Genomic DNA, 21782 nt, shown 5'->3' on the forward strand with positions numbered 1-21782 from the left:
CCAAAAATCGCTCGTTCGTCCGGCGCTACTCGAAGTACTCGGCGTAGATCTCGTCGTACCGACCGCTCTCCTTGATGGCGGCCAGCGCCTCGTTGACCTGCTCGCGGAACGTGTCGTCGTCCTGCCGGAACGCGATGCCGTACTCCTCGACCGTCAGCGTGAGGTAGTCGGGCGCGTCCTTGCCCTGGTCGGCCGCCTGGCCCTCGCCCTCGAGGAAGACCACGCCGTCTCGATCGGAGACGTACTGGGCGTTGACGGTGTTGTCGTTGACGACCGCGACCGCCTGGTTGTTCAGCAGCGCGTTGAACGCGCCGGTGATCTGGTCGTAGCTGTCGATGGTGAGGTCGCCGTCGAACTCCTTCTTGAGGTCCTCGGCGGCGGCCTCGCCGGTCGTGCCCTTCTGGACCGCGACCGTCTTGCCCTTGAGATCGTCGAGCTTCGAGATGTCGCCGTCCTTGCGGATGGCGACCGTCTGGTACGCGGTGAAGTAGGGATCGGAGAAGTCGACCTTCTCGTCGCGCTTGTCGTTGATGGTCATCGCGGACATGATGATCCGGAAGTTCCCGTTGTTCAGACTCGGAATGATGGTGTCGAAGCTGGTCTTGTTGAACTCGTATTCGAGGCCCATCTCCTCGCCGAACACGGCCTTCGCGATGTCCACGTCGAACCCGGTGAGTTCGCCGCTGGTGGTCCGGTACTCGAACGGCTTGTACGGGATGTCCGACCCGATAGAGAGCGGTTCCTCGACGTCGTACTCGGACGATTCGGTCGTCGTGGACTCGTCGCCCGAGTCCGCGGTCGTCGTCTCGCCGGACGACTCGGTGGTGGTCGTTCCCTCACCGCCGGAGCCGCCGAGACAGCCGGCGAGCGTCAGTCCGCCGGCGGCGGTGCCGGTTCCCTTGACGAAGGTACGTCGTTTCATGCGTGTGTCCACACCTCACTTTACGCATATGAATGTGTCCCTTTCGCTCCGTACATTCACGTAAAAACGTCCGGGATCGGAGCCCGGACGTGGCAAACGTACCACAATAACCGAATGAACTCGCAAAAATTGCGGCGTCGATCAGCTATCGGTCGCGTTGCCGGTCGTCGTCTCGCCGCCGGTCATATTTCCGGTCGCCGTCCCGTTCATCGTCGTCGTCCCCGGCGCGGGCCGTGCGCGCGAGAGGATGCTCGCGGGCGGGTTTCCGGGGAAGAACTCCCGGTAGATCTCCTCGTACCGACCGCTCCCGATGACCGCGTTGAGCGCCTCGTTGACCTGCTGGCGGAACTCGTCGTCGTCCTGCCGGAACGCGATGCCGTACTCCTCGACCGTCAGCGTGAGGTAGTCGGGAGCGTCCTGGCCCTGCTCGGCGGCCACCCCTTCGCCCTGGAGCAGGACGATGTTGTCCCGCTCCTGGGTGTACTGGGCGTTGACCGCGTTGTCGTTGATGACCGCGGCCGCCTGATTGTTCAGCAGCGCGTTGAACGCGCCCGGAATCTGGTCGTAACTGTCGATGGTGAGGCCGCCGTCGAACTGCTGTTTGAGTTCCTCGGCGGCGGCCTCGCCGGTGGTCCCCTTCTGGACCGCTATCGTCTTGCCCCTGAGGTCTTCGAGCGTCGAGATGTCGCTCCCCTGCAGGATGGCCACCGTCTGGTAGGCCACGAAGTACGGCTCCGAGAAGTCGACCTTCTGGTCGCGCTGGTCGTTGATGGTCATCGCGGACATGATGATCCGGAAGTTGCCGTTGTTGAGGCTCGGGATGATGGTGTCGAACCCGGTGTCGACGAACTCGTACTGCATCCCCATCTCCTCGACGAATATCGCCTCCGCCATCGCCGGGTCGAACCCGGTCAGCGACCCGTCCTGCGTGCGGTACTCGAACGGCTTGTACGGGATGTCCGAGCCGATTCTGATGGTCTGCTGGTCCTGCGCGCCCGACACGCCCCCGAGCGCGAGACCGCCGACGATTCCTGCGCTCCCCTTGACAAACGAACGCCTGTCGATGTCCATGAGATTTCCCCCAACGTCACGTCGACACGATAGTACATAACCGTTGGGCCGAAACTGCCAAATTCGTCGGATAGAGGCGCTAAAATCAGCGTCGGTCGTCGCTCGGATGGCCGGTCGACGCGCTTCAATCGCTCGGATAGCCGGCGGTCGACTCGGCCGCGCGGGCGTCGGGCGTCCGCTCGGCCTCGTAGGACCACAGCGTCGTCGCCACGAGCGCGCCGAAGATGACCAGCGCGGCGGCGTGGTGGGCGACCTGGACGACCGGCGTGTAGACGAATACCGTCGCGCCGCCGAGCACAATCTGGAGCGGCGTGACCGCGAGCGCGAGCGTCGCAGCGCCGCGGATGCGCTTCTCGCCGGTGTACTTCCACGCCCCGGCCGCGGTCCCGAGGATGAAGAAGCCGGTGATCATCGCGATCAGGCGGTGGAACCACTCGACGAAGCTCGGGAACGTCTGCGGGATCAGCCCGCCGTCGCAGAACGGCCACTGGGCCGAGCAGGACAGTCCGGCGCCCATCGCCGCGGTGTAGACGCCCAGCAGGATGAGCGCGAACGTCAGACCGGTCGTGACGGCCGCGAGGTGGCGGAACCGGGCCATCAGCGCGCACCTCCCGACCCGAGTCGGAGCGTGTGGTGTTGCACGGTTTGAACTCCCCTTGACGGACGTTTCGGCCGGTCGTACTTAGGTCTGTTCGACTGGCCCCGAGTCGGCGAGGGAGACGTGATAGTCGGAGATGCCGGAGACGACGGTGACGACGAGACGGCGCTAGCTGCTGGCGACGGCTCCGATTCGTGTTACCGAGCGGGTGCCTGACGGAAGAATCGGTGTGACGCGACGCCGTCAAATTAGCGCTTCTGCGCGCGCGCCGCCCCGTCAAGAATCTCCGAACCCGCGTCCTTGAAGGCGGTCGGAACCCATCCACCGGCCATGACCAAGCAGGACCGCCTCGACGCCTACCTCGCGGAGCACGACCTCGAAGCCGTCTGGTTCGCCCGACCCAACTCGTTCGCGTGGCTCACCGGCGCCAGCAACGTGGTCGACCGCGAGGGCGTCGTCGGCGAGGCCGCGGTGGGGTACGACGGCGACGGCCTCGAGGTGGTGACGAACAACATCGAGGCCGACCGCCTGCGCGAGGAGGAACTGCCCGACGACGTCCCCGTCACCGAGTACGACTGGTACGCGAAGTCACTTGGCGAGGCGGTCGCCGACCGCGGCCCGGAGCCGGCCGCCGCGGACTTCGACGCGCAGGGGCTGTCGTCGGTCGACGCCTCGCCGCTGCGCCAGCCCCTCACCGAGGAGGACGTCGAGAGGTACCGCGACCTGGGACGGCAGACCGCCGAAGCGCTCGAGGCGGTCTGCCGGGAACTCCAGCCCGGTGACAACGAGTCGGAGGTCGCCTCCGCGCTCCGGGTGGCGCTCGGCGCCCGGGACATCGAGGCGCCCGTGGCGCTGGTCGGCGGCGCGGAGCGCGCCCGGAAGTACCGCCACTACACGCCCACGGACGCCGAACTCGGCGAGTACGCGCTGGTGTCGGTGACGGCCGAGCGCGGCGGGCTCCACGCCAGCGCGACCCGGACCGTCGCCTTCGAGTCCGAGATGGCCGACGACGACCTGACCGAACTCGGCGAGCGCCACCACGCCGCCCGCATCGCGGAGGTGACCGCGCTGGGCGCCACGAAGGCCGTCGCCGGGCTCTCGGGCGACCCGACGAGCGTCTTCCAGGCGCTCCAGGCCGCCTACGAGCACCTGGGCTACCCCGACGAGTGGGAACTCCACCATCAGGGCGGCGCGGCCGGTTACGCGGGCCGGGAGTGGATGGCGGCCCCCGAGATGGCCGCGTCGGCCGAGGTCACGACCCCGATGGCCTACGCGTGGAATCCGACCGTGCAGGGCGCCAAGAGCGAGGACACGGTGCTGGTGACGGAGGACGGCTTCGAGGTGTTGACCGACACCGGGCGGTGGCCGACCAGCCCGGTCGACGCCTACGACTACGACGCCGTCGTCGAGCGCCCCGACGTGCTGGTGCAGGACGAGGCGTGAGACACGACTGATTTCGACATCTGACGAAAGCAAATTCGACGCGTTCGAGTAGTTTTTTGTTCTCGGACGCGGTTGGCCCGAGCATGGGAATCGACGAGGACTCACTCGACTATCACCGGTCGGAACCGCCGGGGAAGATAGAGATTTCGACGACCAAACCCACGAACACCCAGCGCGACCTGAGCCTGGCGTACTCGCCCGGCGTGGCCGCGCCGTGCCGCGCCATCGACGAGAACCCCGACGACGCCTACCAGTACACCGCGAAAGGGAACTTGGTGGGCGTCGTCTCGAACGGGTCGGCGGTGCTGGGCCTCGGCGACATCGGCGCCCAGGCCTCCAAGCCCGTGATGGAGGGCAAGGGCGTGCTCTTCAAGCGGTTCGCCGACATCGACGTGTTCGACATCGAACTCGACCAGGAGAGCGCCGAGGACATCATCCGGACGACGAAGGCGATGGAGCCGACGTTCGGCGGCATCAATCTGGAGGACATCAAGGCGCCCGAGTGCTTCGAGATCGAGGAGACGCTGCGCGAGGAGATGGACATCCCGGTGTTCCACGACGACCAGCACGGCACCGCCATCATCTCCGGGGCGGCGCTGCTCAACGCCACCGACATCAACGGGAAGGACCTCGAGGACCTGAAGATCGTCTTCTCCGGGGCGGGCGCGTCGGCCATCGCGACCGCGCGGTTCTACGTCTCGCTGGGCGCCCGGAAGGAGAACATCATCATGTGCGACTCCTCGGGCATCATCACCGAGAACCGGGCCGAGCACGGCGACGTCAACGAGTACAAGGCCCAGTTCGCCCGCGACGTTCCCGAGGGCGACCTCGCGGAGGCGGTGGAGGGCGCCGACGTGCTCGTCGGCCTGTCGGTCGCGGGCATCGTCTCCCAGGAGATGGTCCGGTCGATGGCCGACGACCCGATCATCTTCGCGATGGCGAACCCCGACCCCGAGATCAACTACGACGACGCCAAGGACGCCCGCGACGACACGGTCATCATGGCGACCGGCCGGTCGGACTACCCCAACATGGTCAACAACGTCCTCGGGTTCCCGTTCATCTTCCGGGGCGCGCTCGACGTGCGCGCGACCGAGATCAACGAGGAGATGAAGATCGCAGCCGCCGAGGCGCTCGCTGACCTCGCCAAGCAGGACGTCCCCGACGCGGTGGTGAAGGCGTACGGCGACCAGCCGCTCCAGTTCGGTCCGGAGTACATCATCCCGAAGCCGCTCGACCCCCGCGTGCTCTTCCAGGTCGCGCCCGCCGTGGCCGAGGCCGCGATGGAGTCGGGCGTCGCCCGGGGCGAACTCGACATCGGCGAGTACGTCGAGACCCTGGAGGCGCGACTGGGCAAGTCCCGCGAGATGATGCGGGTCGTCCTCAACAAGGCCAAGTCCGACCCCAAGCGGGTCGCTCTGGCCGAGGGCGACGACGAGAAGATGATCCGGGCGGCCTACCAGATGCAGGAGGAGGGCATCGCCAACCCGGTGCTCATCGGCGACAGCGAGACGATCGAGGCCACCTCGGCGGACCTCGGCCTCGACTTCGACCCGGAGGTCGCCGACCCCGACGACGCCGACCACGACGAGTACGCCCGTCGGCTCTACCAGCTCCGGCGGCGCAAGGGCGTCACCGAGAGCGAAGCCGAGGAGCTGGTCCGGAAGGACAGCAACTACTTCGCGAGCGTGATGGTCGAGCAGGGGGACGCGGACGCGATGGTGACCGGCCTGACCCACCACTACCCCTCGGCGCTCCGGCCGCCGCTGCAGGTCATCGGGACGGCCGAGGACGCCGACTACGCCGCGGGCGTCTACATGCTCACGTTCAAGAACCGGGTCATCTTCTGCGCGGACGCCACGGTGAACCAGGACCCCGACGAGGACGTACTGGCCGAGATTACCCGGCACACCGCCGAGCTCGCCCGCCGGTTCAACGTCGAGCCGCGCGCGGCGATGCTGTCGTACTCGAACTTCGGCAGCGTCGACAACGAGGGCACCCGCAAGCCCCGACGCGCGGCCGAGCGGCTGCGCGCGGACCCCGAGGTCGACTTCCCGGTCGACGGCGAGATGCAGGCCGACACCGCGGTGGTCGAGGACATCCTGAACGGCACCTACGAGTTCTCGGAGCTCGAGGACCCCGCGAACGTCCTCATCTTCCCGAACCTCGAGGCGGGCAACATCGGCTACAAGCTGCTCCAGCGGCTCGGCGGCGCCGACGCCATCGGCCCGATGCTGGTCGGCATGGACAAGCCGGTCCACGTCATCCAGCGCGGCGACGAGGTCAAGGACATCGTGAACCTCGCGGGCGTGGCGGTCGTGGACGCCCAGCAGAGCGAGTAACACCTTCGAGCCGACTTTTTGTACCGGAGCAAGCTGGGACGGACGAGTCCCGTTTCTCGATTTCTTCCCATCGGGCCGGCGTCCGGGTAGCGCAGACAGTAGCTTCAACTGGGCCGCCGGCAACCAACGCACATGGAACACGCTACCGAGCGCGTCGTCCTCGCACGCCTCCCGTCGGGCGTCGATATCGCGACGACGGTCCACACCTACGACGGCGCGGCCGACGGCCCGACCGTCTACGTCCAGGCAGCCCAGCACGGCCGGGAGATAAACGGGACCGAGACGCTCCGGCGCGTCCACGACCGGCTGCTCGACGCCGACCTGGCCGGCCGGGTGATCGCGGTCCCGGTGGCCGACCCGCTGACGTTCGACCGGGTGTCGTACACCACGCCCGAGCAGTTGGACAGCGTCAACCCCAACATGAACCGGGTCTGGCCCGGCGACCCCGACGGCACCCTCCACGAGCGCATGGCCGCGACCCTCTGGGAGTACGTCGAAGACGCCGACGCGGTGCTGGACCTCCACACCGGGAGCGCCGACATGCTGACCCACGTCGTGTTCATGGAGGGCGACGAGGAGTCGCGGGCGCTGGCCGAGGCGTTCGGCACCGACCTCCTGCTCTCGGAGGCGGCCGGCGAGGACGCCGACGCCGAGTGGGCCGAGCGCGACTTCGGCGGGAAGCTCCGGGTCGCGGCCGCGCGGCGGGGCGTCCCCACCGTCACGCCCGAACTGGCGCACAACAAGCGACTCGCCGAGGGCGCCGTCGAGGCGGGCGTGACGGGCACCCTGAACGCGCTCAGGCACCTCGGCCTGCTCGACGGCGAACCGGAACCGAACGGCGTCCGGTCGAGCGGCGACCCGACGCTGGCGCGAAACCACCTGGGTCGGGTCTCGGCGGTCGACTCGGGGCTGTTCCGGGCCGACCCCGACCGCGAGGTGGGCGAGCGCGTCGCGGCCGGCGAGCGCGTCGGCACGCTCTACGACCCGGCGACCTACGAGGTGCGCCAGGCCGTCGAGACCGACCGGGCGGGCGTGCTCTACTCGCTGACCCGGGAGGCGACCGTGACCGCGGGCCAGAAGCTGCTGAGCGTCGCGCTCGTGCGCGAGGAGTGAGGCGACGGGGAGGAGGTAAGAGAACTGCGCGAGAGAACGACGCGAGCGGCGGAGAGAAATCGAGGAGCGAAGAGCGGCGTCGGGAGAGTCCGTGAGTTCGGCCGGAGACGCCGAGCGAGAACCGACTATCGCCGGGCCGTGACGTACAGCACGGGCGCGACGACCAGCAGGGCGATGCCGAGGAACTTGTAGTGCAGCGGCGCCATGCTCGACGGCGTGAGGACGAACAACAAGCCGAACGCGATGCCGTTCAGCGACAGCACCTTCCGGGAGCCGAGCGGAATGACCGCCAGCACCGACAGGACGAACAGCAGCAGTAGCGCCTGCCCCACGTTGTACTTGAGCAGGAAGTCGTCGATGAGCGGTAGTGGCACGAACCCTTGCATCCTTACTCGAAACTCGCCCCGAAATACCCTTTAAAGTTCCGCTATGCCGCCGCCGGCGACGGCTCGGCGGACTATCGCAGAAGTGCGGGCACCGTGGGAAGCGAGTCTCGACGTCGGAGAGTCGGGGTGGCGCCGCCCGTCGCCGGACGAACGCGGCGGCGACCGCCGAGGGACGGCGAGCCAACGATTAGCCGGGCGTCTCGCCGAGGTCGAGGGGGCGGACCCAGACGTACCAGACGATCAGCACCGCGGTGAGGTAGCCGGTGACCCAGATTGCCGTCCCGAGGGCCGCGTAGCCGGCCGCCGTCAGCGCGTACTTGAGCAGCCCCGGCACGATGACGCCGAGCGCGAGCGCCAGCCCGAGGCGGACCTTCTCGCCGACGCCCATCAGCGACCACCGGTGTTGCGTCGCGTCATGCCCGGCGGTAGGAACTCCCGACAGGTCAACTACTCGGTTCGACTCGACGGTCGGTCTCGACGCGGAGGACCGAAAAGCGGGGGACGGGCGAGGCGACGCGGCAACCACGTCGACTGACTGGTTGTGGCGTGCGTGGCGAGATGACAGGTGCCTATCCGCGGTGCGGCGCGACGGGCGTCGCACGCCACGTTTCGGTCGTCCCACCAGAAGGCTAAAAGGCTCGCTAATTGCACACAATAGTGCTCCGTACCGATACACGTCGCTCCCGATTTCGAGGTGCGGTCCCGCCCACGGCGACCCTCGTCTGGTACCGACCTCCAGGGGCGGTGGCGTCCGCCGACCGGGCGACCACAGTTTCTTGGTGACCCCCTGCGAACGCCGACCATGCGACGTCTCGCGACCGCGACGCTGCTCGCGCTGGCGCTCGCGGCGGCGCTGGTCGGGCCGGGCGCGAGCGTGACGGCCGACGGGTCGTCGAGTCCGACGCTGGTCGAGGTCGGCGACGCCCGGCTCTGGCCGTACGTCGGCCCCGACCCGTCGTTCGAACGACGGGCGAGCGCCATCAACGTCGTCGTCCGCGACGACCCCGTCCGGGTCCGTCGATACCTCGCCGGGCGGGGCGAGTGGAACCGGAGCGACGACGAGCGGGTCGCCGACGTGCAGAACGAGTCCGGCCTGGTGGCCGACCAGCGCGTCCCGTGGCGCGACGCCCCGGGCGCGCACCGCTACGTCTACGTCGCGGACCGGGGCTGGACGACCGAGCGCTACCAGCTCCACCGGGGCACCTACTTCGGCGCCCGCGACCACCTCCGGGCGTACGGCCCCCGCAGCGGTGACTGGACCGCGATCCAGGCCCACGCCGAGCACTGGGACTGGTTCACCATCACCCACACGGTCGGCAGCGTCGAGGACGCCCAGCGACGGGTCGAGGCCCCGTTCCTCGGCGACTCGGCGTTCGATGTCCGGCGGGTGTACTACGCCAACGGCGACACCTACGACGCCGACGGCTGGACCACGGTGGTCGCGCTGGCGCTGGCGCCCCTGCTTGCCCGGCGACGACTCCTGAGTGCGGTCGGCCGTCTCCGGTCGCTCGCCACCCAGCGCAACCGCCGCCGGGTCGCCCTCGCGGGTGCGCTCGTCGCCCTCCCGCTGGTCGTGCGTCTCGGCGGCGTCCTCTTCGAGCGACACCTCCGGTGGGTGTCGCCCGACGCGGTGGTGGCGCTGTGGTACCCGGTGCTGGTCGGGGGCGTCCCGCTGGCGGCCGTCGTACTGGGCCGACGGGTCCGGTCGGCGCCGGCCGGCGCGCTCGCGGCGCTCGGGTTCGGCACCGGCGTGGTGCTCGACTACGCCTACCTCGGGGTGACCATGCTGCCGATTCCGGTCGCGGCCCACCGCGCGGTCGCGGTGATGGCGGTCGGCCTCCTCGCCGCCGGCGCGGGCGCGAGGTCCGACCGGGACGTCGGCGCGGAGTCGGAGCGCAGACTGGGAGACGCCCAGCGCACGACGATCTTCTGGGCGGGCGCGGCGCTGTGGCTCCTGGTCGTGCTCGCGGGGCATCTGGTCTGAGCGCCCGGACCGACACCGCGAGGACCGTCCGGCGGGTTTTTGCTGTCTGCCGCCGATACAGCTCGCATGAGCGCCATCACCTTCTTCGCCACGACCGACCTGGAGCGCATCGTCGAGTTCTACACCGGGACCGTCGGTGCGACCGTCTGGCTCGAGCAGCCCGACTGCACGATCCTGAAGTACGACAACCAGCTCCTGGGCTTCTGCGAGCGCGAGACCGCCGACACCGAGGGCATCGTGACGTTCGTCTACCCCGACCGCGAGGGCGTCGACGAGATGTTCGAGGTACTCGCGGACCGTGTCCGCGAGGAACCGCACGAGAACGACCGGTACGACATCTACCAGTTCTTCGCCGAGGACCCGGACGGGCGTGCGGTGGAGTTCCAGACGTTCCTCCACCCGACCGACGAGGTGTAGCGCCGAACGCCCTGTCGCGCCGACCGCACCCGGTGGCGGCCGGGCCGTCGGGACCGCCGAATCGCACAGCGATGCGGCCGACTCCCGCAACTGCCGTGGCCGCACGGCCTGCGGGACTTGCGGGGTCGAGAAGCGATCAGAGCAGCGACTCGACGTCTGCGATCGAGTCGACGACGTGGTCGGGTGACACGTCCGAGGCGTCCGCGTCCGCCCGGGTCGCGATGCCGGAGAGCGCGAGCGCGGTCGTCATGCCGGCGCGCTCGCCGAGCGCGAGGTCGGTGTCCAGCCGGTCGCCCACGATCAGGATCTCCGCCCCGCGACCCGAGACCCGCGACTCGACCGCCTCCGCGGCGGTCCGGCCGGGCTTGCCGAGCATCGCGTCGGGGTCGCGGTCCGCGGCCTCCGCGACCGCGGCCACGATGGCGCCCGACCCCGGCACCGGCCGGTCGGCCGCCGGGATGGTGCGGTCGGGGTCGGTCGCCACGAAGGCCGCGCCGTCCAGCGCCCACAGCGCCGCCCGGAGACGGTCGTAGGTGAACTCGCGGTCGACCGAGACCACGACGACCGCGGCATCGTCTGGGTCCTCGACCAGCGGGACGCCGCGGGCGGCCAACATCTCGCGCAGGCCGGGCTCGCCGACGAGGAAGGTTGCGGCGTCGGGGTGCTCGGCCGCGACGTAGTCGGCGGTCAGCGACCCGGAGGTCACGACGTCGTCGGGCCCGACCGCGAAGCCGAGATCTCCGAGCCAGTCGGCGTAGTCGGCCGGCGATCGAGTCGGGTTGTTCGACAGCAGGAGGACGTCGAGGCCGCGCTCTCGGAGGCGGTCGACCGCCGCGACCGCGCCCGGAATCGGCTCGCCGCCGCGGACCAGGGTGCCGTCGACGTCGAGGACGACGCTCTCGATTGGCATGAGCGGGGGTTCGGGGGCGAGGCTCAAGGGTCTGTCCGCTGGCGGTGCAGGGCCGAATCACGCCGACGCGGTATCATCCGCTGTCATTGAACTTCCAGGGGGGTCGGCCTCACGGTAAGTACCGCAGGTCGAGACTGTCCGGCGCACTCGACGTCGCACTGGAGGGCCGAAGCCGATGCCAGTTTGGGGCAGTGGGACGGGATGCCAGCCCGGGAGGACAGCGCGGATGGTAGGGTGGACAACAGTGGGCGGCTGTCTCCGTTCGGTCCGAATCACGGGTCTTCTATAGTCTTTCTGCTAACCAATTCTGGCAGGTCGCCCGAGTGACGTCTCACGCAGCGCTCTCGACTCAGTCCCGAACGCTGCGAGAATCGCGTTCACCGCGCCGAAGCGGAACTGAGAGTCTCGACGGCTGGCGGAACACCCGTCGCTGGGAACGGTTGAAGCCGAAGATAGGTGGCTGGGGAGTTGAGGTCCCAGTTTCCTCCCGGCCAGTGGCCGGGTGGAATGGAGGTGGGCCAACGCGGATTTGAACCGCGAACCTCCCGGTTATCAGCCGAGCGCTCAACCTGATTGAGCTATTGGCCCAGGTGAGCGCATTCACTGGTTGCGGCCATGTATGTTTAAGCGTTTCCTTTCGGTGTCAGTTCGGCACGCCCTCACTGGGTTTCTCCCGAGAAGGCGGTCGCAGTTCCCGGTCTACTTCTCCTCGTCGTCCTCGAACTCGATGTCGTAGGAGTCGTCGTCTACCCGATAGGTGTCGTCGGATCCGTCGGCCCGGTTCGCGCTTCCGCCCGTACCGGGTCCGCCCGCGCCGGTGCTCGACCCGCTCGCGCCGACGTCCTCGGCGTTGGGGAACCCGAAGGTGTAGACGTTGCCGGAGGCGAACCCGCCGGTCTTCTTCTCGACGTAGGGCTTGACGACCCACTTCTGGACCGCTTCGCGCACGAGAATGCGCGAGGGCGGGAACGCCAGCAGGAACCCGACGGCGTCGGTGACCAGGCCGGGCGTGAGCAGGAACGCGCCCGCGGCGATGAGCAGCGCGCCGTCGGTCAGTTCGTCGGCCGGGACCTCGCCCTCGGCGAGGGTCCCCTGGAGGCGCCGGACGGTGTGGCGGCCCTCGGCCCGGACGAACAGCGTCCCGACCAGCGCGGTCAGGACGACCAGCGCGACCGTGAGGACCGCGCCGAGTTGCGACGCCACGACGACGAGGAACAGCGCGTCCAGCAGCGGGATGAGCAGGAGTGCGATCAGTGCGCGTTTGAGCATCGGTCCGTTCTTGTCCGGGTGTAGACGTTCGCGCCCTAAAGCCCTTTAGGTGGCCGGTCTCCGCGGACATCCGTACGCTTTTCATCGCCGACGGGCTCTCTCCGCCCATGCGACTCCTGCTGGTCCACGCCGACCGCTTCGCGTTCGAGGCCGGCGCGCCGGCCGGCGACGGACCCGCCGCGACCGACGAAGCGCCGAACGAGGGGCGGCTGGCGGACTGCGTGGTCGCGTTCGTTACCGTCGAGCGCGCGGACATCGACGACCCCGACTCGGTAGTCGCGAACGCCGCCGCCGAACTCCGGGACGCGACCGAACGACTTAACACCCGGAAGGCGGCCCTCTACCCCTCCGCCCACCTGAGCGGCGTCCCCGCCGCCCCGGACGACGCCGAGGCCGTGCTCCGGGACCTCGCGGCCGAACTCGACGCCGACCGCGAGATTCTTCGGGCGCCGCTGAGTTCGCATTCCGCGTTCGAGCTCGCCCGCAAAGGCCACCCCTACGCGACCCGGTCCCTTCGCGTGATCCCCGGGAGCGCCGACAGCGGAGAGGAGACCGACCGGACCCCGAGCGAGTGGCGGCTGGCGTTCCCCGGCGGCGACGCGGTGACGCTCCCCGGGGACGACCCGTTGGGCGCGCTCGACGACGAGGACGCCGACCGCGTGAGCGACGGCCTTCGCAACCTCGTCGCCCGCGAAGTCGGCGGCGGAGTCGACGGCGGAACGTCGGACGAGACCGCCGCAGAGGCCGAACGACCGACGTTCGCCGACCTCGTGCGCGACCAGCGACTGGCGAGCGACGGCCGACCCGCGGACGACGCCCCCGCGAAGGCGGAGTCCCTCCGATGGCTCCCCCGGGGGAAACTCGTTCGCGACGCATTGACGGCGTACGCGGCCGAACTCGCGGCCGACGTCGGCGCGATGCCGGTCGAGACGACGCCCGCGGAAAGTCTCGGCGCGCGGACTCCCCCGGCAGAAGCCGAGTCGTCCGACGAGCACCGCCCTCGCGGCGGACTTTCCGACTCCGTGACGTCGACACGATGTGCGGCCTGCGCCGAGCACTCCTCTCTCCTAGAGGACGCCGAGCTCGAAGCGTCGGACCTCCCGGTCGGACTCTCCGAACTGGCCGCCGGTTCACCCCCGGTCGAGGGTGAGCGCGGGTCGACGGACCTGTCGTGTTCCCCGAAGTCCGTCGTCCCCGTCGTTCACACCGCGACCGCAGACCTGGCGCAGGCGAAGGAGCGACTCGTCGCGCAGGCCGAGGACGCGCTCCGGGCCGGCGAGGACCTCGGCCCGGCCTGCGCGCCCGTGATCCGGACGACCCGGGCGTTCTCCGACGATAACGAGGCGTGGATGCAGTCGCTGGTCGACGAACTCGGCGCGCCCGCGCTGGTCGAACTCCGGCCCGAGCGCCGGAGCGACCGGGAAGCCAGTGTCGACTTCGTGACCCTGGACGGACCCGGTCGACCGGTCGAACTCGGTCGCGTCGAGCTCGACGTCGAGAGCGCCGAGCGGTTCGGGGTCACCTACGGGGCCGGCGAGGAAACCCGGTATCCGCCGATTCTGCACTTCTCGCCGTTCGGGAGCGTCGAGGACGCGCTCGCCGCGCTCCTGGAGACAGCGGCCGAGCGCGAGGTGCCCCGCCTCCCGACGTGGCTCTCGCCCGCGCAGGTCCGTTTCGTCCCGGTCGAAGAGAGCCACGTCGAGCACTGCGACGCGCTGGCGGCGGACCTCGAAGCCGGGGGTATCCGCGCGGAGGTCGACGACCGCGAGGAGGCGGTCGGCGAGCGCCTGTCCCGGGCCGCGGACGACTGGGTGCCGTACTGCGCGGTCGTGGGCGACCGCGAGACCGAGCGCGACGCCGAGACGCTCAAGGTGACCGTCCGCGGCGAGGGAGCCGAACGCGAGCTGACGCCCGCCGAACTAGAGGAGGCAGTTCTCGCCGACATCGACGACGGGCCGAGGGTGGCGCTTTCGCTGCCGACGCGACTCGGCAGGCGTCCCGACCTCTCGGACCGATAAGTACCGATTCATCTCTCGGACGTCGCCGAGCGGTGCGCGACTGAGCTTCCGGCTCGTTCTGCCGATTCTTCGCTTTCAAGCCCTCACGACCACACTCGTCCGTGTCTCGCGATACCAGGTCGCACTTTGAATATTCTTTATGGGAATAAAACCAGTCTACTTAATACCCTATGGTAATAAGAACCGGCGTCAATGGCTTCGCTGGACTTCGAACCGCTGACGTACGGAGAGCTGTCGCCCGAGCGACGACCGACGCCGGCCCAGGCGCTCGTACCCGTGCTCGGCGTCGTCGTCTTCCTCGGAATCGGGTCGGGGTACCTCAAGCTCGCGCCCCACGGCCCGCTGCTCTGGAGCATCGTGCTGACCGGGCTGGTCGGCTACTACTGGATGGGGCTGTCGTGGGATGAGCTCTACGAGGGCATCGCCGACAGCCTGCTGATGGGCCTGCAGGCGATCCTCATCCTGTTCACCATCTACGCGCTCATCGCCACCTGGGTCAGCGCCGGGACGATTCCCGGGCTGATGTACTACGGGCTGACCGTGCTCACCCCGGAGGTGTTCCTGCCCGCGACGGCCATCCTCGCGGCCATCGTCGCGTTCTCCATCGGATCGTCGTGGACCACCGCCGGCACGCTCGGGGTGGCGTTCGTCGGCATCGGGTCGGGGCTCGGCATCCCGGCGCCGATGACCGCCGGGGCCATCCTGAGCGGAGCGTACGCCGGCGACAAGCAGTCGCCGCTGTCGGACACGACCAACCTCGCGGCCGCGGTCACCAACACCGACCTCTACGACCACATCCGGGCGATGCGGACCGGCACCGCCATCGCGCTCGGCGTCGCGCTGGTCCTGTACGCCGTCCTCGGCCTCCGGGCGGGCGGCGCGATTCCGGAGGGCCGCGTCGTCGAGATCCAGACCGCGCTGGCCGGCACCTACGACCTCTCTGCGCTCGTCTTCCTCCCGCTGGTGGTCACCTTCGGCCTCGCGCTCTACGGCTACCCAGCGCTCCCGTCGCTGGTCGCCGGGGTGTTCGCTGGCGTGTTCACCACCATCGCGGTCCAGGGCGTCGGCTTCACCGCGGCCTGGGACGTGTTCCTCAACGGGACCGCCCCGGAGACCGGCACCCAGCTCGTCAACGACCTGCTGGCCGCCGGCGGCGTCTCGGGGTCGGCCTGGACCATCTCGGTCGTCGTCGCCGCGCTCTCGCTGGGCGGCCTGCTCGAGGGGACGGGCGTGCTCGCGGTGCTGGCTCACTACCTCGCCCAGTCCATCCGGAGCGCGACCGGCCTCGTCGTCGGCTCGGGCGTCTCGGCCATCCTGGTCAACGTGTTCAGCGCCCAGCAGTACATGGCCATCGTGATCCCGGGGATGACCCTCCGGAACCTCTACGACGAGTACGACCTCGAGAGCAGCGACCTCTCGCGGGCCGTCGAGGCCGCGGGCACCCCGACCGGCGCGCTCATCCCGTGGCACGCCGGGGCGGTCTACATGTCCAGCGTCTTCGGCGTGGCGACCCTGGAGTACTTCCCGTACTACTTCTTCGCGTTCCTCTCGCCGGCCGTGCTGTTCGCCATGGCGCTGGCCGGCGTGGCCACGACCCCGCGAGAGACCGAGGAGTCGACCGCCTCGTCTGCCGGCGACTGAGCCGAGTTCGTCCCTCCTTCGGACGGTCTCGCCCGAACCGACTCCGACCGAAATCGACCGCTTCGAACCCCTCCGAACCGCTTTGTACCACGTCGCTCGCTCGTTAAGGTCGGGCTATCCGAGGCCCGTCCGACGACTGCCCGCGCGAGAGTCGGAATATCGACGAGCGACCGGCCGGGCGACCGCTACCTCGGCACCGGCGCCCGGTCACCGGTAACCGTCCGATTACCGACCTGTAATTCCGGTTACGGCGCGATGGCCAGTTTATAACAAAGTAGCGTTCGGGAACATGTCCTCCGGAGTACGATGCAATCGAGACACGAGCGGTCGGGAGCGAGCGGCGTCGGGCGGGTTCGACGGCTGGCGGGAGTACTGGTGACATTTCTCGTATGCGGGCTCGTCGTGAGCGGCACGGCGGTGGCGGGTATCGGAGCATTCGACGGCGAAACGCGGGATACTGTCTCGCTAGCGCCAGATTCCCCGGCGACGGCGGGCTCCTCCCCGGCGAGTCCGGGGGTCGCCGGACGCCAGACCCAGTCCGGATACAACACGTCGAACGATAGCTTCGGGTGGTCGGTGGCCTCGGCGGGCGACTTCAACGGCGACGGCGCCACCGACGTCGTCGTCGGCGCGCCGGGCCGCGGCACCAACAACACCGGCGGGGCGTACCTCTTCTACGGGCCGGTCACCGCCGAGAACATCTCGCTCTCGGACGCCGACCTGACGCTGACGGGCGAGTCGACCGGCGACTACGCCGGCTGGTCGGTCGACGGCGGCGACGTCGACGGCGACGGCTACGCGGACCTCGTCGTCGGGGCGCCCTACAACGACGAGGCCGGCCGGAACGCCGGCGCGGCCTACGTCGTCTTCGGCAGGGAGGACGCGAACGGCACCGTCTCGCTCGGCGAGGCGGGAACGAAACTGGTCGGCGGGGCCGACGGGAGCGAGGCCGGCTTCGACGTTAGCGCGCGCGACGTCGACTCGGCCGACGCTCCGGGGCTACTGGTCGGCGCGCCGGCGACTCGGACCGACGCACGGCGGGGCGCCGCGCACCTCCTCGCCGGCGAGGCGCTCTCGAACCGGTCGACGGTGTCGCTCCCCGCCGCGGCACAGGGGTCGAACGCGACGCAAGCGCGGTTCGTCGGCGGCGCGGCCGACGACCGCGCCGGCTGGTCGGTCGCGTGGGCGGGCGACGTCGACGACGACGGCACCGCCGAAATCGCGGTCGGAGCGCCGTATCACAACGCGAGCGACGACCCGCGCGCCGGGGCGGTGTACCTCGCCGACGCGGACGCCTCTGGGCGTCAGAACCTCACCCAGTCCGAGGCCACGTTCCTCGGCGGGTCGGCCCACGACAACGCCGGCTTCGCCGTCGGGAGCGCCGACGACGCCAACGGCGACGGCGTCGCCGACCTGCTCGTCGGCGCACCCTCGAACGACACCTCCGGACGGAACGCGGGCGCCGCGTACGTCGTGTACGGCGGGGCGTCGCTGAACGGGACGCTGACCGCGGACCGGGCCGACGTGGCGGTGTTCGGCGAGGCGGCGGGCGACCGACTCGGGTGGTCGGTAGCGTCGGCCGGCGACGTCGACTGCGACGGCGACGACGACGTGGTCGCCGGCGCGCCGACCAACGACGACACCGGGGCGGCGTACCTCGTCTACGGTCGGGGAACCGACGGCGGCGCGGTGGCCACGAAGCTCACCGGCGGCGGGGCGGGCGACTTCGCGGGCGCGAGCGTCGCCGGGCTCGGACGCGGCGACGACGGGAGCGACGTCCTGGTCGGCGCGCCCGGCAGCGACATCGGTCGCACCGACAGCGGCGCGGTGTACCTCGTGCGACCCCAGCGCGGGTGCGGGGCAGACGGTGACGGCGGTGGCGCGGGGGGCACTCGGACGGCAGCAGGCAACAGCAGTACCGCCAGTCCGGACTCCCGCGACGACGGGAGCGACGGCGGACTCCCCTCCCTGGAGTTCGCCGACGGTGACGAGTCGAGCGGCGACGCGACCGGCGCCGCCGTCCGGCTGGTCTCGAACGAGGGGGCTTCCGGCGCTGCGGGGAGCCCCGAGCAGCGAGCGTCCGGCGACGACAGGTCCAGCAGCGCTCGGTCCGACGGAGACCGGTCTGAGGGGGCTCCGACCGACCCGGAAGACGGGACGCCCGACAGAGGGGACAGTGGTTCCGGTTCCGACGATGGAGATTCGGGCCCCGAGAATGGCGACTCCGGCCCCGACGGTGGCGACTCCAATCCCGACGACGGAAACTCCGACGACGGGAACTCGAGCCCCGACGACGGCGGAGAGGACGGGAACTCGGGCGACGGCGGGGACGACCGGACCGACCGGGAGCCCGACCAGCGCCAGGGCATCCACGTCTACCAGAACCAGTGCCAGCGCCAGACCGGCGACGGGCAGCGCCAAGGCCAGTCACAGGGCGTCCGGGGCGGCCAGACCCAGTCGGACGGGAGCGTCAGCATCCGGTGGCAGTTCCAGCGGATCCACGTCCAGCAGACCCAGTGCCAGTACCAGGGCGACGGCCACGACAACGCCCAGCGTCAGCGCCAGCAGCTGCGGATACGGTTCGCCCAGCAGCAGGGCGGTGACGACGAGCAGTCCCAGCGCCAGGACGTCGAGAGCCGCCAGAACCAGACGCAACGCCGGTCCGGGTCCGAGCAGGTCCAGACCCAGGTGCAGTGGTTCAGCGTGACCTTCGTCCAGGTCCAGCCGGTGAACGACGCCGTCGACCAGTTGCAGTCCCAGTACCTCGACGTCGACCAGAACCAGGAGCAGTCCCAGGGCGACGGCTACGACCAGAGCCAGACGCAGTTCCAGGTCGTCCAGATCGTCTACCAGGGCCAGACCCAGACGTACGGGGGCGCCCAGGGACAGGCCCAGAACCAGTCGGTCGAGGCGAGCCAGCGCCAGCACCAGGAGCAGACCAACGTCTCGCAGAACCAGACCCAGAACCAGAGCGTCGACCTCCGACAGAACCAGACCCAGAACCAGACCGACCCGAACGCGAGCCAGACCCAGAACCAGAGCATCGACGTCGACCAGGGCCAGAATCAGACGCAGGGCGACGAGGGGCCGAGCCAGTCCCAGCGCCAGAACCAGTCGGTCGACGCCGACCAGAACCAGACCGAGGCCGGCGGCCCGAACCAGACGCAGACCCAGAACCAGACCGCCGAGCTGAACCAGAGCCAGACCCAGAACCAATCGCTGACCGGCGGGGACGCGAACGAGAGCAGCGAGGTGGTCGCCGACCAGAACCAGACCCAGCGCCAGTACGGCGAGAACAACACGCAGCGACAGAACGAGTCGATCGCCGTCGACCAGAACCAGACCCAGTCGCAGACCGAGGCCAACGTCACTACAACCGTCTCGGCGGAAACCGAGGACGGGACCCGGAACGCGTCGGCGTCGAACGCGACCGACGCGGCGGGGAATACCACCACGCGCGCGAGCGAGAACCTGACCACCACGTCGACCAACGAAACCACTACATCGACAAACGCGACCGCCACGACGGCGGACGAGAACACGACGACGCGGACGGCCGACTCCGCGACTGCGGGAACCGAGACGGCCGCCGAGGCGGAAACTGTCGCCGAAGAGGAGACGACTGCGACGACCGAAGCGGGGTCGGCCGACGGTGAGCCGACTGCGACCACCGATGCGGCGTCTGACGAGGAGACGACCGAAGCGGAATCGGTCGACGAGGAAGAGCCGACCGAGTCTCCCACCGAGGAGGACGCCGACGAGGAGACGCCGGCCGGGCAGGAGTCGGACGACGAGACGCCGGAACCGACGACCGAGAAGACCGACGAGCAAACGGCGAACGAAGAGGGAACCGAGGAGTCGACGACAGAAGACGAATCGGACGACGAGGAGCCGACGACCGATGAGGACCCCGACGAGGAATCGACCGACGAGGCCCAGACGCAAGAGGGTGAGAAAGCCGATGAGGATGAGGCGACCGAAGCGGAGGAGAAAGACGGCGAAGACGAGGCGACCGAGGACGACGAGCCGACCGACGAAGACGAGAATGCTGAAGAGGGCGAGCCGACCGAGGACGACGAGCCGACCGACGAAGACGACAAAGAGGAAGCGGACGAGACGACTACGGCGGACGAGTCGTCCGCTGCGGACGAACCGGCCGCCGAAGGTGGCGAAAGCACGACGACCGCCGCGGAGAGCGTCGCCGTCGCGGTCGGTCCACACGACTCGCTCGTAGCGTGACCGCTCTGCGGAGGTGGCTGGTCAGCCGAAAGAAACGGACGTGACCGCGGCCTCGCAGCCTACGTCTCGGTCGTGGTCTCGGACGCGGCCGTGGTCTCGGTCTCGTTCATCCCGGTTCCGAACGGCGAGCAGTTCCGGATGACGGACACCGTCCGGTCGCCGCCGAGGTCGTCGGTGGAGGCGAAGGCCGCGACGATCGCCTCCCCGTCGATTGACACCGTCTCGTTCCCGGCGAGCGTCATGGTGGAGCTGCTGGTCGACGTGCCGGTCGTCGACAGCTCGATGACGCTCACCTTGCCCACGTACTCGGTGTCCTCGTCCGCGACGAACCGGACCTCGTCGCCCTCGCAGTCGACTTCGATGTCGGGCTCGGTGTCGTCCTGCGACGCCGTCGTCGTCGCCGTCTCGCCCGCGTCGAGGCAGTCGGTCACGTCGGACGCGACGACCGCTTCGTCTTCGGATTCGTTCTGGACGATGGTGAACACGATCCCCCGCTCGTCGAGGTCGACCGTCGCGTTGCCCTCGACGGACCCGAACGACGAGCGCGACACGCTGTTGGAGTCGGCCAAGATGTTGGCGACCCCGACGGTCACGCCGTACTGGTACCCCTCGGGTGCCGTGATGCTGACGTTGGGTGCGGTGCAGTCGACGGTGATGTTCACTGTCGTCTGGTTCGCTGTCATCTGCGCGCTCGCTCCCGGGTGCCTGTCGATTCCATTCTCGGTCACTCCCCCCGCGATACTCGGCGCGAGGGCCCCGACGCCGAGTATCACAACCCCCACGAGAAGCGCCTCGGAGGGCGAGATTTCTACACGAGGCATACCGGTATCTCGTCGGAGACGTACAAACTGTTTCTGCTGGCGTTCACTCTATTCGGGATTGATATTGCGGAGATGAAACCTGTAGCCATCCGGAATCGAGCCCACGAATGCCGGCGTTCGTCGGCGGACCACTGCGCGGAACCCAACGACTGCACAAGTCGCGCTAAAGCCCTCGTAACGGCGGACACTGCTCGGCAGCTGACGTCGCGCGGCCGCCGCCCGTGGCGCGATGAGCGGGGGTTCGGGTCGGCGGCGTGGCGGATATTTCTGCGCTTACGTCCTCGAAACCCAGATTACCGGGGGTAACGGTGGATTCTCCGTGCCGGCTAGGCCCGGGCTAACAACCTGCACTTGACCGCTCGATGCGACTCGAACCGAATCCGCCGGTTGAACCGGGTTAGTCGACTGTCGGGCTGCGTAAGCTCAATTACCACCCCTCATGTGTCAATTTCGAGTATGTAATAGCGATTGAATTCGGCGAGTCCGGATAATAACAAAGTCCGGTACTGTCGAGCATCGGTCTGCGGCAGGTGCCGTAGGGAAATCCAATGACAGGTGAGAAATCCATGACGAAGCGGTTCGCCGTACTCTTCGCGATACTCGTCGCG

Annotated in this window: 16 protein-coding genes and 1 tRNA gene; 8 read left to right on the forward strand and 9 right to left on the reverse strand. The window is 69.1% G+C overall.

Features of this window, described 5'->3' with window-relative positions:
- Positions 1–25 precede the first annotated feature (25 nt).
- The 3 genes from DVR07_RS10540 to DVR07_RS10550 all read right to left on the reverse strand — a co-directional run bounded on the left by DVR07_RS10540 (position 26) and on the right by DVR07_RS10550 (position 2591).
- Positions 26–922 carry a basic amino acid ABC transporter substrate-binding protein gene (locus DVR07_RS10540; protein WP_115797108.1) on the reverse strand — a complete coding sequence of 299 codons (897 nt, stop codon included), beginning with the start codon at positions 920–922 and terminating at the stop codon, positions 26–28.
- A gap of 141 nt (positions 923–1063) precedes the next feature.
- On the reverse strand, positions 1064–1987 hold the full coding sequence (locus tag DVR07_RS10545) for a transporter substrate-binding domain-containing protein (protein WP_368281138.1): 924 nt from the start codon (positions 1985–1987) through the stop codon (positions 1064–1066).
- Between the two features lie 130 nt (positions 1988–2117).
- A complete protein-coding gene (locus tag DVR07_RS10550; RefSeq protein ID WP_240147525.1) occupies positions 2118–2591 on the reverse strand; it encodes a COX15/CtaA family protein in 474 nt (157 codons plus the stop codon).
- A gap of 330 nt (positions 2592–2921) precedes the next feature.
- Between DVR07_RS10550 and DVR07_RS10555 the strand changes: the two genes are divergently transcribed.
- The 3 genes from DVR07_RS10555 to DVR07_RS10565 all read left to right on the forward strand — a co-directional run bounded on the left by DVR07_RS10555 (position 2922) and on the right by DVR07_RS10565 (position 7489).
- Entirely contained in the window at positions 2922–4034 is a 1113-nt protein-coding gene (locus tag DVR07_RS10555; protein WP_115797114.1) for a M24 family metallopeptidase, read from the forward strand.
- Between the two features lie 83 nt (positions 4035–4117).
- Positions 4118–6376, forward strand: coding sequence for an NADP-dependent malic enzyme (locus tag DVR07_RS10560; RefSeq protein WP_115797116.1), 2259 nt, complete (start codon positions 4118–4120; stop codon positions 6374–6376).
- A 132-nt stretch (positions 6377–6508) separates the two neighbouring features.
- The gene (locus tag DVR07_RS10565; RefSeq protein WP_115797117.1) at positions 6509–7489 is read left to right on the forward strand and encodes a succinylglutamate desuccinylase/aspartoacylase family protein; all 981 of its coding nucleotides are present in this window, start codon (positions 6509–6511) and stop codon (positions 7487–7489) included.
- Between the two features lie 125 nt (positions 7490–7614).
- On the opposite strand, the gene DVR07_RS10570 is transcribed toward DVR07_RS10565, so the two are convergent.
- Entirely contained in the window at positions 7615–7875 is a 261-nt protein-coding gene (locus tag DVR07_RS10570; RefSeq protein ID WP_115797119.1) for a hypothetical protein, read from the reverse strand.
- Between the two features lie 187 nt (positions 7876–8062).
- Positions 8063–8263, reverse strand: a complete 201-nt coding sequence (locus DVR07_RS10575; RefSeq protein ID WP_115797121.1) for a hypothetical protein — start codon at positions 8261–8263, stop codon at positions 8063–8065.
- Between the two features lie 414 nt (positions 8264–8677).
- On the opposite strand from DVR07_RS10575, the gene DVR07_RS10580 reads away from it, so the two are divergent.
- Both DVR07_RS10580 and DVR07_RS10585 read left to right on the forward strand, forming a co-directional pair.
- On the forward strand, positions 8678–9859 hold the full coding sequence (locus DVR07_RS10580) for a hypothetical protein (protein WP_115797123.1): 1182 nt from the start codon (positions 8678–8680) through the stop codon (positions 9857–9859).
- Between the two features lie 66 nt (positions 9860–9925).
- Positions 9926–10276, forward strand: coding sequence for a VOC family protein (locus DVR07_RS10585; RefSeq protein ID WP_115797125.1), 351 nt, complete (start codon positions 9926–9928; stop codon positions 10274–10276).
- A 136-nt stretch (positions 10277–10412) separates the two neighbouring features.
- Here the strand turns inward: DVR07_RS10585 and DVR07_RS10590 are convergent, their stop codons facing one another.
- The 3 genes from DVR07_RS10590 to DVR07_RS10600 all read right to left on the reverse strand — a co-directional run bounded on the left by DVR07_RS10590 (position 10413) and on the right by DVR07_RS10600 (position 12455).
- Positions 10413–11186 carry an HAD-IIA family hydrolase gene (locus DVR07_RS10590; protein WP_115797127.1) on the reverse strand — a complete coding sequence of 258 codons (774 nt, stop codon included), beginning with the start codon at positions 11184–11186 and terminating at the stop codon, positions 10413–10415.
- A gap of 514 nt (positions 11187–11700) precedes the next feature.
- Positions 11701–11774: transfer RNA gene (locus DVR07_RS10595), tRNA-Ile, on the reverse strand.
- Positions 11775–11885: 111 nt separating this feature from the next.
- Positions 11886–12455, reverse strand: a complete 570-nt coding sequence (locus DVR07_RS10600; RefSeq protein WP_115797129.1) for an FxsA family protein — start codon at positions 12453–12455, stop codon at positions 11886–11888.
- A gap of 107 nt (positions 12456–12562) precedes the next feature.
- On the opposite strand from DVR07_RS10600, the gene DVR07_RS10605 reads away from it, so the two are divergent.
- The 3 genes from DVR07_RS10605 to DVR07_RS10615 all read left to right on the forward strand — a co-directional run bounded on the left by DVR07_RS10605 (position 12563) and on the right by DVR07_RS10615 (position 20353).
- On the forward strand, positions 12563–14473 hold the full coding sequence (locus DVR07_RS10605) for a threonyl-tRNA synthetase editing domain-containing protein (RefSeq protein ID WP_115797131.1): 1911 nt from the start codon (positions 12563–12565) through the stop codon (positions 14471–14473).
- Positions 14474–14665: 192 nt separating this feature from the next.
- Positions 14666–16114 (forward strand): arginine/ornithine antiporter ArcD, encoded by a 1449-nt coding sequence (gene arcD, locus DVR07_RS10610; protein ID WP_115797133.1) that lies wholly within the window; start codon positions 14666–14668, stop codon positions 16112–16114.
- A gap of 576 nt (positions 16115–16690) precedes the next feature.
- The gene (locus DVR07_RS10615) at positions 16691–20353 is read left to right on the forward strand and encodes an FG-GAP-like repeat-containing protein (RefSeq protein ID WP_162829506.1); all 3663 of its coding nucleotides are present in this window, start codon (positions 16691–16693) and stop codon (positions 20351–20353) included.
- A 59-nt stretch (positions 20354–20412) separates the two neighbouring features.
- Here DVR07_RS10615 and DVR07_RS10620 read toward each other — a convergent pair whose 3' ends face one another.
- Positions 20413–21036: a hypothetical protein gene (locus tag DVR07_RS10620; protein ID WP_115797136.1), complete on the reverse strand. Its 624-nt coding sequence runs from the start codon at positions 21034–21036 to the stop codon at positions 20413–20415.
- Positions 21037–21782: the final 746 nt, after the last annotated feature.

The sequence above is a fragment of the Halorussus rarus genome, assembly GCF_003369835.1.
GTDB lineage: Archaea > Halobacteriota > Halobacteria > Halobacteriales > Haladaptataceae > Halorussus > Halorussus rarus.